The 13,785-nt window shown below is 69.7% G+C and carries 11 protein-coding genes and 1 pseudogene; 9 read left to right on the top strand and 3 right to left on the bottom strand.

The window, feature by feature from the left end:
* Window positions 1-671: 671 nt before the first annotated feature.
* On the top strand, window positions 672-1,595 hold the full coding sequence (locus ACFYT4_RS34065) for a transposase domain-containing protein (protein ID WP_389278085.1): 924 nt from the start codon (window positions 672-674) through the stop codon (window positions 1,593-1,595).
* Between the two features lie 160 nt (window positions 1,596-1,755).
* Window positions 1,756-2,313: a hypothetical protein gene (locus ACFYT4_RS34060; RefSeq protein WP_389278083.1), complete on the top strand. Its 558-nt coding sequence runs from the start codon at window positions 1,756-1,758 to the stop codon at window positions 2,311-2,313.
* A 299-nt stretch (window positions 2,314-2,612) separates the two neighbouring features.
* On the opposite strand, the gene ACFYT4_RS34055 is transcribed toward ACFYT4_RS34060, so the two are convergent.
* Both ACFYT4_RS34055 and ACFYT4_RS34050 read right to left on the bottom strand, forming a co-directional pair.
* Entirely contained in the window at window positions 2,613-3,359 is a 747-nt protein-coding gene (locus ACFYT4_RS34055; protein WP_389278080.1) for an SDR family oxidoreductase, read from the bottom strand.
* A 238-nt stretch (window positions 3,360-3,597) separates the two neighbouring features.
* A pseudogene (locus ACFYT4_RS34050) lies at window positions 3,598-3,890 on the bottom strand (succinate dehydrogenase); the annotation flags it as partial.
* Window positions 3,891-4,174: 284 nt separating this feature from the next.
* Between ACFYT4_RS34050 and ACFYT4_RS34045 the strand changes: the two are divergent.
* On the top strand, window positions 4,175-4,624 hold the full coding sequence (locus tag ACFYT4_RS34045) for a cupin domain-containing protein (protein ID WP_389278077.1): 450 nt from the start codon (window positions 4,175-4,177) through the stop codon (window positions 4,622-4,624).
* A 263-nt stretch (window positions 4,625-4,887) separates the two neighbouring features.
* Here ACFYT4_RS34045 and ACFYT4_RS34040 read toward each other — a convergent pair whose 3' ends face one another.
* Window positions 4,888-5,835, bottom strand: coding sequence for a methionyl-tRNA formyltransferase (locus ACFYT4_RS34040; protein WP_389278074.1), 948 nt, complete (start codon window positions 5,833-5,835; stop codon window positions 4,888-4,890).
* Window positions 5,836-6,081: 246 nt separating this feature from the next.
* Here ACFYT4_RS34040 and ACFYT4_RS34035 point away from each other — a divergent pair, with 246 nt between their 5' ends.
* The 6 genes from ACFYT4_RS34035 (at window position 6,082) to ACFYT4_RS34010 (ending at window position 13,758) form a co-directional block, all read left to right on the top strand.
* On the top strand, window positions 6,082-7,437 hold the full coding sequence (locus ACFYT4_RS34035) for a lysine N(6)-hydroxylase/L-ornithine N(5)-oxygenase family protein (RefSeq protein ID WP_389278072.1): 1,356 nt from the start codon (window positions 6,082-6,084) through the stop codon (window positions 7,435-7,437).
* 187 nt (window positions 7,438-7,624) lie between these two features.
* Window positions 7,625-8,677 (top strand): FecCD family ABC transporter permease, encoded by a 1,053-nt coding sequence (locus tag ACFYT4_RS34030; protein ID WP_389278069.1) that lies wholly within the window; start codon window positions 7,625-7,627, stop codon window positions 8,675-8,677.
* On the top strand, window positions 8,674-9,735 hold the full coding sequence (locus tag ACFYT4_RS34025) for a FecCD family ABC transporter permease (RefSeq protein WP_389278066.1): 1,062 nt from the start codon (window positions 8,674-8,676) through the stop codon (window positions 9,733-9,735). The genes ACFYT4_RS34030 and ACFYT4_RS34025 overlap by 4 nt, the downstream gene beginning before the upstream one ends.
* A gap of 40 nt (window positions 9,736-9,775) precedes the next feature.
* Window positions 9,776-10,669 carry an ABC transporter ATP-binding protein gene (locus ACFYT4_RS34020; protein ID WP_389278088.1) on the top strand — a complete coding sequence of 298 codons (894 nt, stop codon included), beginning with the start codon at window positions 9,776-9,778 and terminating at the stop codon, window positions 10,667-10,669.
* Between the two features lie 249 nt (window positions 10,670-10,918).
* Entirely contained in the window at window positions 10,919-11,968 is a 1,050-nt protein-coding gene (locus ACFYT4_RS34015) for an iron-siderophore ABC transporter substrate-binding protein (protein ID WP_389278063.1), read from the top strand.
* 2 nt (window positions 11,969-11,970) lie between these two features.
* The gene (locus ACFYT4_RS34010) at window positions 11,971-13,758 is read left to right on the top strand and encodes an ABC transporter ATP-binding protein (protein WP_389278060.1); all 1,788 of its coding nucleotides are present in this window, start codon (window positions 11,971-11,973) and stop codon (window positions 13,756-13,758) included.
* The last annotated feature ends 27 nt before the right edge of the window (window positions 13,759-13,785 follow it).

Here is a 13,785-nt window from a genome sequence, read left to right as displayed (position 1 = left end):
GGCACGGTCTTCCAGCGTGATCATGGGACGTAGACACTCACATGATCACCGGGATCGTGCCCGTTCCGTATGCCCGCAACCCGGACCACACCCCCCAGACCGGACGACTCACCCCAGAGCGACTTCATGCCGGGACCCTGCCACTGGACCTTGGCCAGAACGGACATCATGCCGACCATGAGCGGCCCCATGATGGCGGGAGCGCAAATCTCAATCGGCTGTTGCGCTCGTCCATGGTGAGCGACAGCGGTCCACCCCCGCGCCTGCGTGGGGGTGGACCGTACCGACACCCCCGTGACTCAGGGACCTGATCCCCACAGGGACACACCTGACTCCGTGTATCCATCTCAAACGCAGGGCACTCCCGGTGGCACGAGCTTCGGTCTCCTCTGGGCTCTACTCGGGGCGAGGCCGGATGCGGTACATGCCGGTGAAGGCCCCGTCGTAGCCGGTGGCACGGGCGGCGTCTTCGAGGCTCGGGTAGACCGTGGCTGCGAGTGGGGGCTGATCTGGGGGAGTGCCGGACGTGTGAAGCGGAGCCCCGGTAGAACTGGCTGGTCCGCCAGGACAAGCCGTTCACAACACCGGAGGCTCCGCTGTCGGGTCAGTGTGTCATCAGCCGCGAGATCGCGGTTGCCGAGGGTCTTTTCGCTCCGGGGCACTTGGGTGAGTTGACGCAGATCGTTCCGTTCGAGATGGTCGACGCCGCCCTGGCCGAGTGCGGGGCCGTCGAGCAGCGGTTGCGGAAACTTCCGGCCCGGGTGGTCGTCTACCTCCTCCTGGCCGCCGCTCTGGTCGAGGAGTGCGGCTACCCGGCCGTGTGCGCCGGACTGACCTCCGCACTGCACTGTCTGCCGGTCCCGAAGGTCACCGCCACGGCACTGTGGCATGCCCGCGCCCGGCTTGGGGTTCGCCCCGTGCGGGCCCTGTTCGGCCTGCTGCGCGGCCCGGCGAGCGCGATCCGCACCACCGGGGCCTGCTGGGCGGGCCTGCTGGGCGTCGCCGTCGACGGCACCTGCCTCGACGTCCCCGACAATCCCGCCACCCGGACCCACCTGGGCAAAGGCTCCCTGCTCGACCACCGCCGCTACCCGGCATTCGAGCCGGTCAAGCTGTATCACGAGCGGTGGGAAGTGGAGTCCGCCTTCTTTGCGATCAAGAAGTTCATGCTCGGGCGCCGGGTCCTGCGCGCCCGGACCGTGTTCGGTATCGCCCAGGAGGTCTACGCGCTGCTGACCGCCTACCGGCTGATCAGGATCGCCATCGCCGACGCCACCGCGACCCTCCCCGGCACGGACCCCGACCGGGCCGGCTTCAGCATCGCCCTCCAGACCGCCCGCGGCCAGGTCATCCAAGCCGCAGGCGTGATCGCCGACACCACCATCGACCTCGTCGGAACCATTCGGACGAGCCGTCCTGAACCAGCCGATGACAGCACGACGACTCCGCGTCAGTCCCCGCGCCGTCAAGCGACCACTGTCCCGATACGCGTACAAGAGCCTGCGCGTGGACCGACGCACCTACAAGGCCACCATCAGCATCGACATCCTGTTGACAGGACCCATCAGCCCATAACTTCACGGCCTTGCCCTTGAGGTCGAGCAGGACTTCGCCGACCTGGAGGACTCCGCGCTCGCCCACCTGCTCTCGGGGAAGTTCACTGCGTAGGGTCGGCTCATGAGCGGAGAGCACGAAGTCGAGCGAACCACAGGAGCCTGGCAGGCTCTGACTGAATGGCTCGCCACACATGCGCCCATGTCCTACGCATCGCTCCTGCCGTCGGCACCGGAGGAGCACATCGCGAATGCCGATACGGCCCTGAGGCAGCAACTCGGATTCGGGCTGCCATCAGAGCTGGCGACCTTGTGGCGACTGTGCGGAGGTGTGGAGCACCAGCTCATCGAAGCCGATGACGAGGGAGAGGTCGGCTCGGGGGCGTTTCTGCCCGGCGGGGTGATCCTCCCTCCGGCGCAGGCGCTGGGGCTGAGACTGCCTGTGTCCGGAGGCGGCGACGGCTGGGGCGGCGCCCGGGTAGTGCCGTGGCTGACCCGGGACGAGGCGGGGCCCGAGCACGGCCACTACGCGAGCACGCGCGGTGTCGGCGAGTGGTCGATCGTGGACGAGCCGGCCGACGAACCCGCCTTTCCGTCGATCGCCGCCTACCTGGAGACTGTCCACCGCACCCTGACCGCGGGGCCCCCGGACCTGATGGGTTCCGACGTGCCTGGTCTGGTATGGGACTGCCTGGTGTGGGACGACCCCGAGAACCCTGGCCTGGACGAGGCCGGCGAGCTCTGGCGGCAGATCCACTGAACGTTGTGGCCGCGCCCCGGCACAAAGGGTCGAGGGCCACGCACTGTGCGTGTCCGCTAGGGCTTCGTCATGGTGCAGACCAGCTCGGCCTTGGACGTGTCGCACGCCCTGAACCACGCGCTGCCCGGTTCCAGGGTGTATGCGTCCTGGTCGACGACACCGATCACTCGCCCCCACCCTGGCCCGGCGCCGCAACCGGCCCGATGCCCCCGGCCAGGCCGTCTCGATGTGATGGGGCGGCGGGCAAGAGAGAGTGGCCGAGGTGGGGTGGCCCGGGAAGGACGGCCACCCCACAGAGCTCAGGACTGCTGCGCGAGCCAGTCGGTGAAACGCGTCGCGGCGATGCGCGCGTCGGGGCCGGGAAGCAGTGTGGTCTCCTGCAGCTCGGTACCGAAGTACTGGGCGTGCGGGTCTGTGACGACGGTGCGCGGGTCGTTCTTGGCGGCAAGGCCCTTGCGAATGAGTTCGTCCAGCTGGAAGGTGTCCGGCCCGGCTACTTCCACCACGCCGTTGACGGGGTTGCCGACAGCGGTACGGCCCACTGCGGCGGCCACGTCGTCGGAGTGGATGGGCTGGATCTTGGCGGGGGCGAGACGCACGGTGTCGCCCTCGGTCGCCGCGGCCGCGATGCTCTTCACGAACTCGAAGAACTGCGTGGCGTGGACGAGGGAGTACGGAATCCCGGAAGCCTTGATCAGCTCCTCCTGCGCCCGCTTGGCACGGAAGTAGCCGCTCTCCTGGAGCCGCTCGGTGCCGACCACGGAGAGCGCGACGTGGTGGGTCACGCCCGCGTCCGCCTCGGCCTTGAGGAGGTTGGTGGTCGAGGTGCGGAAGAACTCCATGACGGCGTCGTCCTCGAACGAGGGGGAGTTCGACACGTCGACCACGACCGACGCCCCCTTCAGGACCTCGGCCAGGCCCTCACCTGTCAGTGTGTTCACGCCGGTACTGGGCGCGGCCGGCACCGCCTCGTGGCCGTGCCCGTTGAGCTTGGCGATCAGCTTCGAGCCGATGAGTCCGGTACCGCCGATCACGACAACCTTCATGTTGGAAGATCCTCTCTCGGAGATTCTTGTGATTTTCTGGTTCTTCTGTTGGATCTGCTGGATTTGTGACATCGGATCCGGGCGGATCCAGGAGATCCCATCCGGGGATCGGGCGGCTTTCCGTACGGCAGCATGACGGTGCCCGTGCGGCAGAGGAACGGGTGAGCGGGATGACTCGCCGGAAACGCGCGTAGGAAATACGCCTCTCGGCGGAGTGAGGGCCGGGAGTTACTCGGCGAGCTTGCCCGTTCTGCGGCCCGTCCGCGGCGAGCAGTTCGTCGACCTCCGCGCGGGCCCCGGCCACCGTCGGCGCCGAACGCGGCTGCGCGGTCGGCGGCTTTGAGCAGGCGGCGGCCGCCTGCCCGGTGATACGGCCGTAGACGAGCAGCTCGACGAGGCTGGTGCCCCCGAGCCGTGCAGGCTGCTCGATGCCTCCCCGATGGCGTACGGGCCACGCACATCGGTGCTGTGGTCCTCCGGCCGGACCCAGACCCCGCCCAACGAATAGTGCGCCGTGGGCGCGACCTCGATACCGTGGTCCCGGAGCCCGGCGACGGTCCTGGAACCGGTCAGACCGGTGGCCCCCGCAACGACGGCTCTGTGCCGTTGCCCGCCGCCGCGGCGGCGCGTTTGTGCCGTTTTTGAGACACCGCCCGGCAAACTGACCCGTGGTGCGTCGTACGTGTCACAGATCCACACGGTGGCCGGTCAACAGGTGCGAACGGTCATGGGAACCGCGATCGGGCACCTGACTTACGGCGAGTCCATGAACTGCCCCCGTCCATGACATGGCGACCCACGGAAGGTGCACAACAGTGTCGGACAACCACGCAGCGCACATGCACGGAGCCGGCGACCAGGCGGCGACGGAGAGCTGGATGGCCGCGGCGAGGGTGCTGCAGACCGCGGAGCCGCTGACGATTCCCGAAGGCGCCTCGGCGATGACCATTCAGGTCGAGTGGGAGCCAGGCGACCCGGGAACCCCGCCGCACCGCCACTCCGGACCCGCCTTCGGATATGTGGTCGAGGGCGCGGTCCGGTTCGAGCTGGAGGGCGAGCCCGAGCGGGTGGTGGAAGCCGGTGGCACCTTCTGGGAGCCGGGGGGCGACGTGATCCACTACCAGGACGGCAACGCGCTCAGGGACGCGCGGACCCGGTTCGTGGTGACGATGATGTGCGCGCCGGGCAAGCCCATGCTCGAACTCGTCTCCGAGGAGGAGCTGGAGCAGCGCGCCCACCTGCGCGCCCCGCGGCCTGCCGAGTGACGCCACCGGAGTGCGGGCGCTCCGCGCGAGGACACGACACGCGAGGACACGACACGCGATGAGCGCCGTCGGCTCCGTATCGCCCTGCTGACCGTACGGTTCGCGGGCGCCGTCGTTCGCGCGGTGCCGCACGCGCTGCGCCCGCTCGGCCCGACCGCGTGGCCCGACCGCGTCGACCACCTCCTGCACGCCGCCATGGCCCTCGCCATCGCGGCGATGCCCTGGGGACCGGCGCTGCCTCGGTCAGCCCGGATGCCGGTGCGTCAGGGGCGGGCGGTGAGATAGCCGCCCATGGAGGTGAAGTACTCGGCCGCGGGCATCTCCTGGCCACCCTCGGTCCGTACACGGGTGATGGCCAGGCCGTGGTTGCGGCCGGTGCGGGCATCGGCTCCGGCGACGATCACCACACCGTCGCCCTCGCGGTAGAAGACGCGGCCGGGCGTGCCCCCGTACCGGCCCCGGGACACGAACGCGGCGAGGACTTCGAGCCGCCTGCCCTTGTGGAACGTGAAGGCGCTGGGGTACGGCTCGGACTGGGCGCGGACCAGGCGCTCCAGGTCCTCGGCGGGCCAGGCCCAGTCGATGCGGCTGTCCTCGATGGACCGCTTGTGGAAGAAGCTCGCCTGCGACCGGTCCTGCCGGGTGAACTCGGTCCTCCCGGACGCGATCAGGCCGAGGGCGCCGATGGTGACCGGAGCGATGAGGTCGACCGTCTTGTGGAACAGATCGGTGACCGTGTCCGCCGGACCCACCGGTACCGCGTCCTGCCGCACGATGTCGCCGGCGTCCAGTTCGTCGTTCATCATGTGCGCGGTGACGCCTACTTCGGTCTCCCCGTTGATCAGCGCCCAGATCAGCGGGGAGAAGCCGGCGTACTTCGGCAGCAGCGAGTCGTGCACGTTCAGCGTGCCGTGGCGCGGGAGGCCGAAGATGCGCGGCGGGATCCACGTACGCCAGTTGTTGGCCACGATGACGTCAGGATCGGACTCCTTGAGGCGCTCGAACAGCTCGTCGTCGTCGGGGCGGTTGCGGATCAGCACGGGGACGCCGTGCTCCTCGGCGAGGTCGGCGACCGAGTCGCTCCAGATCTTCTCGTACGCGTGCTCGCTCCTGGGGTGCGTCACGGCCAGCACCACGTCGTGCTCGGAATCCAGCAGGGCTCGGAGGGTCCGGTGCCCCCAGGTCTGGTAACCGAACATGACGACCCGCATGGGGTTCCTCCTCAGAGCAGGGGGCTGACCGTGCGCCAGTAAAGCAAGGCTTGCCTAAGTTGGCAACGGGTGTATATAGGGCGTCAGTTGGCGGACGCGGTGCTCCCGTTCGCCCGCTCCGCCCTATCGACAGCTCTGCGAGATTAGCTTAGGCTCACCTAAGTTTGGTGGGTCTCGTCGACGCGCCCACCTCTCCGTACATTGCCCCAGGTCTGACAAGCGGCTGCCCCGCACGATGGGAGTGACATGTCACAGGTTCTTCCTGGTGACGCACCACCGGTCCACGACCTCATAGGTATCGGCTTCGGGCCGTCCAATGTGGCCATGGCGATCGCGCTCAGCGAGCACAACGCACGCGTCGGCGGGCGAGAGGCGGTTACCGCTCACTTCTTCGAGCAGCAGCCGCGTTTCGGCTGGCACCGAGGCATGCTGATCGACGACGCGACCATGCAGGTGTCCTTCCTCAAGGACCTGGTGACGCTCCGGAACCCGGCCAGCGAGTTCAGCTTCCTCTGCTATCTGAAGAGCAAGGGGCGGCTGATCGACTTCATCAACCACAAGAACCTCTTTCCGCTGCGGGTGGAGTTCCACGACTACTTCGAGTGGGCCGCGGCCAAGGTCGACGACATGGTGTCCTACGGCCACGAGGTCGTCGGCGTCACGCCCGTCGTCCGTGCCGGAGCCGTGGAGTACCTGGACGTGACGGTCCGGTCGGGGGAGGGGCTCGCACTCCACCGGGCCCGCAACCTCGTGATCGGCACCGGCCTGCGTCCCCTCATGCCGGAGGGTGTGAAGCGCACCGAACGCGTCTGGCACAACTCCGAACTCCTGGCGAAGGTCGACGGGTTAGAAGGGGCATCGCCCTCCCGGTTCATCGTCGTGGGGGCCGGGCAGAGCGCCGCCGAGAACGTTGCCTACCTGCACCGCCGCTTCCCCGGGGCCGAGATCTGCGCCGTCTTCTCCCGCTACGGATACAGCCCCGCCGACGACAGCGCCTTCGCCAACAGGATCTTCGACCCCGAGGCCGTCGACGAGTACTTCGCCGCGCCCGACAACGTCAAGCGCAGGCTGATGGACTACCACGGCAACACCAACTACTCCGTGGTGGACATCGACCTCATCGACGACCTGTACCGGCTGATGTACCAGGAGAAGGTCCTCGGCACCGAGCGCCTGCGCTTCCTCAACGTCTCCCGGCTCACCGACGTCACGGAGACGGCGGACGGGGTACGCGCCACCGTCACGTCCCTCGTCACCGGCGAGGAGACCCCCCTGGACGCCGATGTCGTGGTCTTCGCCACCGGCTACAGCCCCGCCGACTCCGTCGGCATGCTCGGCGAGGTCGCGGATCTGTGCCACCGCGACGACGGGGGCCGCGTCCGCGTCGAGCGCGACTACCGCGTCGCGACCGACCCCGGACTGCGCTGCGGCATCTATCTGCAGGGCGGCACGGAACACACGCACGGCATCACGTCGTCCCTGCTGTCCAACACCGCCGTCAGGGTCGGGGACATCCTGGACTCGCTGCTCGACCGGGGCCTCAAGTCCGCGTCCGACGAGGCCCGGACCGTCGCCGACGGATCCGGCAGCACCGCCCGCTAGCAGCCGGCTCACGAAGCATCCGGTGTTCCGGTCCCGCTGTGCGAGCGGCGGGGCCGGACCGCGGCGGCACGGCGTCCGACGGCCCGTGAGGCCCTCGGGGCGGGAGCCGCGGCCGCGTACGGCGCACCGGGCACGACGTCACCGGCCGCGCGTCCGCCGGTGAATCGAAAGGACGACGAACATCGACATGGGCACGACTGCAGTCAAGCGCCCCGCGCCCGGGGGTGCGCAGACGCCTCGGCGGCGTGTGGGTCCGGGCACGCTCGTGGTGATCCTCGTGACCGCGGGGGCGCTGTCGCTGGCCGTCGGTACGCGCGCGCTGAGTCCCGCCGAGGTGTGGCACGGGCTGTTCGCCGAGCCGGACCCGGACCAGCGGCTCACCGAGATCAGGCTCATCGTGCGGACCGTACGGCTGCCGCGGACGGTGCTGGCGATCACCGCGGGTGTCGCCCTGGGGGTCGGCGGGGCCTTGATCCAGGGGCATACGCGCAACCCGATCGCCGACACGGGTCTGCTGGGGGTGAACGCCGGCGCCTCGTTCGCCGTGGTGTCGGTGATCTCCCTGTTCGGGTTCGCCGAACCGTTCCAGTACGTCTGGTTCGCCTTCCTGGGGGCGGCGGTCGCGGGTGTCGTCGTGTTCGGGCTGGCGAGCATCGGCCGGGGCGCCGGCAACCCGCTGACGCTCGTACTGGCCGGGCAAGGGGTCACGGTGTTCCTGACGGCGATGACCACGGCGGTGGCCCTGTCGGACCAGGCGTCGCTGAACGCGCTGCGGTTCTGGAACGCCGGCTCCATGGCCGGCGTGGGATTCGACGTCATCTGGCCGGTGGCCGCGTTCATCGCGGTCGGACTGGTGCTGGCGCTGACCACGCTGCCCTCCATCAACCTGCTCAACCTGGGTGACGACGTGGCACGGGGGCTGGGAGTGAGCATCACCCGCAGTCGGATCACCGGCATCGTCGCCGTCACCCTGCTCGCGGGCGCGGCGACGGCGGCGTGCGGCCCCATCGCGTTCCTCGGACTCATGGTGGCTCACGTGGCCCGCTATCTGACCGGGCCGGACTATCGCCGGCTGGTGCCGTACGCGGGACTGCTCGGGGCCATCGTCCTGCTGGTCTGTGACATCGCGGGCCGATGGGTGGTGCGGCCGGGCGAGCTGGACGCGGGGGTCGTCGTCGCTCTCCTCGGCGCCCCGTTCTTCGCGGTGCTGGTGTGGCGCGGAAAGTTCAGGAACGCATGAGCGGGACGGACGTGAAGCCTGCGGTGCCGCCGGGGGTGCGGCTCGGCCGCGTGTCGTTCGTATGGCGGCCCTGGATCCTGTCCGTCACGCTGCTGCTGACGGCGGCGACCTTCCTGGTGTTCTGCCTGTCCATCGGCGTCGGGGACTTTCCCATCGGCCTGCCCCAGGTGATCGCCACGATCTTCGGCGGGGGAGAGCCGGTCGACCAGTTCGTGATCACGGAGCTGCGGATGCCGCGCGCCCTGGCCGGGCTCGTCGTGGGGATCGCGCTGGGCGTGTCCGGGGCGATCACACAGTCCATCGCGCGCAATCCCCTGGCCAGTCCGGACATCCTGGGCATCACCGGGGGTGCCGGCGCGGTCGCGGTGTTCCTCGTGACGGGGTCGGGCGGGGCCGCCGCGGCGGTCGTCGGTTCCGTGGGCATTTCCGCCGCGGCGCTCGCCGGCGGTCTCGGCACGGGGCTGCTGGTGTACTTCCTGGCGTGGCGGCGCGGGATCGACGGCTTCCGGCTCATCCTCATCGGCGTCTCGGTGAGCGCCGTCATGCAGGCGATCACGACCTGGCTGCTGGTCACGGCGGACATCAGGGACGTGGCCCAGGCCCAGGCGTGGCTGGTCGGCTCGCTGGACGGCCGGTCGTGGGGCGAGGTCCGGGTGGCGCTCTGGTGCACGGTCGTCCTCATGGCCGTCGTGTCGTGTGTCGCGTTCCAGTTCAAGCCGATGCACTTCGGCGACGAGATCGCCGCGGGCCTGGGTGTCCGGTACGCGACGGTGCGAGCGGTCATGTTGTTGTGTGCGGTGCTGCTGGCGGGTGCGGCGGTGAGCGCGGCGGGACCGGTCCCGTTCGTGGCGCTGGTGGCACCGCAGGTGGCGTTGCGTCTGGCGAGGTGCCCGACGCCGCCGCTGGCGGCCTCCGGCATGGTGGGGGCACTGCTGCTGATCGGCGCGGATCTGGTCGCGCGCACGGTGGTGCCGGTCACTCTGCCGGTCGGCGTGGTCACCGCCGTGATCGGCGGCCCCTTCCTCGTCTATCTGCTGGTGCGGGCGAACCGCAGATGAAAGGGACAAAGGTCAGGTGAACCTCGACAAAGGGGGCCTTGTGGTTGCTCAGTACATCAGCGGGATCGAGTCCGGGGCCGATGACGTCTCACGGCTGGCGGCCAGAGGCGTCACGGTCGGGTACGGCGGCCGGAGCGTCATCGACGATCTCGACGTGGCGATTCCGCCGGGGGTGATCACCACGGTCATCGGCCCCAACGGCTGCGGGAAGTCGACCCTGCTGCGGACCCTGGCGCGGCTGCTCAGGCCCGCCAAGGGGACGGTCGTCCTGGACGGGGAGGACATCGGCCGGCTCAGGACCAGGGACGTGGCGAGGAAGCTCGGCCTGCTGCCGCAGGCACCGGTCGCGCCGGAGGGGCTGACGGTGGCCGACCTGGTCGCCAGGGGCAGACATCCGCACCAGAGCTGGCTGCGGCAGTGGTCGTCGGACGACGCCGCCGTGGTGGAGCGCGCGCTGGCCATGACCGGGGTGTCCGACCTGGCCGGCCGCCCGGTCGACTCGCTGTCCGGCGGACAGCGGCAGCGCGTCTGGATCTCGATGACGCTGGCTCAGGGCACCGATCTGCTGCTGCTGGACGAGCCGACCACCTACCTGGACCTGGCGCACGCGGTCGATGTGCTCGACCTGGTGGACGATCTGCACGAGTCGGGGTGCACCGTCGTCATGGTGCTGCACGACCTCAACCTGGCCACGCGCTACAGCGACAACCTCATCGTGATGAAGACGGGGTCGATCCTGGCGCAGGGGCACCCGCGTGAGGTGATCACCGCCGAGCTGCTGTACGAGGCGTTCGGGCTGCGCGCCAGGGTGATCGACGACCCGGTGGGCGACCGGCCGCTGATCGTGCCGATCGGCCGTACCCATGTCCGGCTCGACCAGGTGCCGGACTTCTCGGACGGCGTACGCATATCGGCTCCGGAGCGGGCGGGTTGACGGTGCGGGTCCTCTCCGTGCCCGGCCCGGGTGGTGGGGCGGGACGGGTGAGGCGGGTGTGCCTCGTCGGCCTTTGACGACCCGTCAAACGCGTGGGAAGAGGCGTCTTCGGCGTCCGTGGATGGGGCAACCGGGTTCCGGTCAAAGGAAGTTGGTAAGTTAGGCTAGGCTAACCTCACCTACGAAAGGTAAGGTTTGCCTGCCCTTAGTCAGGGGTGCAGTGGACAGCACGAAAGCAAGGGATCTCGGATGCTCCTCCATCGAACGACGGTCATGAAGTCCTGGCGGCGGCTGGCGGCGACGTTAGCCGCCACGGTCGTCAGCGTCGGCCTTCTCGCGGGATGTGGTTCCGACTCGCCCGCCGAGCCGAGCGACAACCCCCCGGCCACCGCCGCCGGCGCGTTTCCGGTCACCGTGGAGCACGCGTTCGGATCCACGCAGATCACCAAGGCCCCCCAGCGGGTCGTCTCCGTCGGCTACACCGACGACCAGGCCATCCTGGCGCTCGGCATCAAGCCGGTCGGCATGGTCGACCAGTACCCGAACCCGCCGGGCAAGACCCCCGACATCAACACCCAGTGGCCCTGGGTGAAGGACAAGTGGGGCGACAGCCGCCCCGAGGTCGTCATGAGCAACGGGGACTCCGGCCCGAACTACGAGAAGATAGCCGCCCTGCGGCCCGATCTGATCATCGCGGTGTACTCCGAGATCGAACGGGCCGCCTTCGACCGGCTCTCCAGGATCGCCCCGACGGTGGGCCGCACCAAGGCCGAGAAGGAGCCGTTCAGCGCGCAGTGGCAGGACAACGCGCTCCATATCGCCAAGGCGCTCGGCAAGGCCGACGAGGGCACCAGGCTGGTGCGGGACATCCAGGGCAAGCTCGACGCGGCCCGTAAGGCGCACCCCGAGTTCGCGAACCAGACGGCCGTCCCCTTGTCCTGGTTCAAGACCTCGGTGGCGCCGTTCACCACCACCGACGTCCGCGGACGGCTGGTGACGGGCCTCGGCTTCAAGGGCGCGACGGAGATCGACAAGATCGCCGACGGCAAGTTCTACACCGTGCTCTCCCCCGAGCGCATCGATCTGATCGACGTCGACCACATCTTCGTCATCAACGACCGGGCGGACCAGGAAGCACTGAAGAAGTTCAAGCTGTTCACCAACCTGACCGCCGTCAAGAAGGGCAAGGTGTCGTACCTGCTGGACAGCGAAGGCCCGGCGGTCGGCGCGGCCATGTCGCAGGCCACCCTGCTGTCCCTGCCGTACGCGATCGACGAGCTCGTCAAGTCGGTCGGCTAGGTGTGAGTGCCACCGACACCCGGGTCGCCCCGGCAACCCTGCGCACGGCGACCGGAAGCGAGGCCACCCGATGGGTCGCGGCGCACTGCCGCGAGGTGCCGTGGCTGACGGTCGCCACCGTGCTCACCACGGTGGCCGGGGCGGCGCTGCAGGTGCTCCCGGTGCTCCTGCTCGGCCGGGTGGTCGACGGGGTGGTCGAGGGCGAACCGCGCTCGATCCTGGTCAGGATCGGGGCATTGATGGTGGCCGCCGCGCTGCTCGGCGCTGCGGCCACCGCGGTGTCCGGATACCTGATCGGGCGGCTGGGCGCCGATCTGCTCGCGCGGCTGCGGGAAGGCGCCGTCCGGGCGGTGCTGGGGATGCCGAGCGCGCGGATCGAGCAGGTCGGCCGGGGAGACGTGCTGTCCAGGGTCGGTGACGACGTGGCCGTGCTGTCCGGGGGCATCCGGACGGCCGTCCCCACGGTGTTCTCGGCGGGAGTGCTGGTCGTCATCGCCACGGCCGGCATGTTCGGACTGGACTGGTGGCTCGGCCTGGCGGGTGCCGGCGCGCTGCCCGCGTACGGGCTGGCCCTGCGCTGGTATCTGCCCCGGTCCGGCCCGCTCTACAGGGAGCAGCGGGCGGCTCAGGCCGACCGTGCGCAGGCGTTGATCAGTGGTCTGAACGGGATCGACACGGTCCGGGCGTACCGCCTTGAGGACGCGTTCCGGGAGAAGGTCACCCGTGAGTCGTGGCGGGTGCGCGAACTCGGTATCGAGGTGTTCCGGTTCTTCGGCCGGTTCGTCGGCAGGGAGAACCGCGCCGAGTTCATCGGGCTGGTCCTGATCATCGTGGTGGGGTACGCCCTGTTGGAGGCCGATGCCGCCAGCCTGGGCGAGGTGTCGGCGGCCCCGCTGCTGTTCCACCGGCTGTTCACCCCGCTGGGCTCCATCATGTTCACCTTCGACGAGGCGCAGAAGTCGGGCGCGAGTCTGACCCGGCTGGTCGGGGTGCTGGGGGAGGCCGCGGAGGACCGGCTGGTGGGCGACCCGGCCGTCGCGCCGGCGGACGCCGCGCCGTACCCGGTCACGGTGGAGGGGCTGACGTTCAGCTATCCCGGCACCGAGGAGCCGGTCCTGTGGGATGTCGACCTCGCGATCCCGGGCGGCGGTTCGCTCGCGCTGGTGGGGGCGACCGGGGCGGGCAAGACGACCCTGGCCGCGCTGATCGCGGGCATCGGGACCCCGCAGACCGGGTCGGTGCGCGTCGGATCGACCGACCTCGCCGGTCTGGACGAGGCGGGAGCACGGTCCTTGGTGAGCATCCTGACCCAGGAGACGCATGTGTTCTCCGGTTCGCTCGCCGACGACCTGCGGCTGGCCGCGCCGGAAGCGACCGACGCCGAGCTGACGGAGGCGTTGCGCACGGTCGGCGCCGACGGGTGGGTCGACGCGCTGCCCGATGGACTGAACACCATGGTCGGCGAGGGCGGCGAGCGCCTGGACGTCACCAAGGTCACCCAGATCGCCCTGGCCCGGCTGGTGCTGGGCCGGTCCCCGGTGGTGGTGCTCGACGAGTCGACCGCCGAGGCGGGGAGCGAGGGCGCCGCCGAGCTGGAGCGGGCCGTATCGGCCGCGTGCTCGGGCCGGACCGCGTTGTTCGTGGCGCACCGGCTGACCCAGGCGACGGCGGCGGACCGGATCGCCGTGCTGGACGCGGGACGCGTGGTGGAGCAGGGAACCCACGAGGAGTTGGTGGCTCTGGGTGGCAGGTACGCGCGACTGTGGCGGGCCTGGCGAGAAGGCAGTTAGGTAATCCCCCTTTTGGTTGAGGCCGAC

Origin of the sequence: Streptomyces sp. NPDC004609, from assembly GCF_042873655.1 — a bacterium.
In the GTDB taxonomy this organism is placed as follows: Bacteria; Actinomycetota; Actinomycetes; order Streptomycetales; family Streptomycetaceae; genus Streptomyces.
The sequence above is the reverse complement of the archived record's forward strand: the minus strand, read 5'-3'. Positions and strand labels throughout refer to the sequence as shown.

Coding starts and splice junctions, on each gene's coding strand:
- ACFYT4_RS34030 (WP_389278069.1), top strand. CDS start 7,625: ATGGGCACGACTGCAGTCAAGCGCCCCGCGCCCGGGGGTGCGCAGACG.
- ACFYT4_RS34055 (WP_389278080.1), bottom strand. CDS start 3,359: ATGAAGGTTGTCGTGATCGGCGGTACCGGACTCATCGGCTCGAAGCTG.
- ACFYT4_RS34060 (WP_389278083.1), top strand. CDS start 1,756: ATGTCCTACGCATCGCTCCTGCCGTCGGCACCGGAGGAGCACATCGCG.
- ACFYT4_RS34015 (WP_389278063.1), top strand. CDS start 10,919: ATGCTCCTCCATCGAACGACGGTCATGAAGTCCTGGCGGCGGCTGGCG.
- ACFYT4_RS34040 (WP_389278074.1), bottom strand. CDS start 5,835: ATGCGGGTCGTCATGTTCGGTTACCAGACCTGGGGGCACCGGACCCTC.
- ACFYT4_RS34035 (WP_389278072.1), top strand. CDS start 6,082: ATGTCACAGGTTCTTCCTGGTGACGCACCACCGGTCCACGACCTCATA.
- ACFYT4_RS34025 (WP_389278066.1), top strand. CDS start 8,674: ATGAGCGGGACGGACGTGAAGCCTGCGGTGCCGCCGGGGGTGCGGCTC.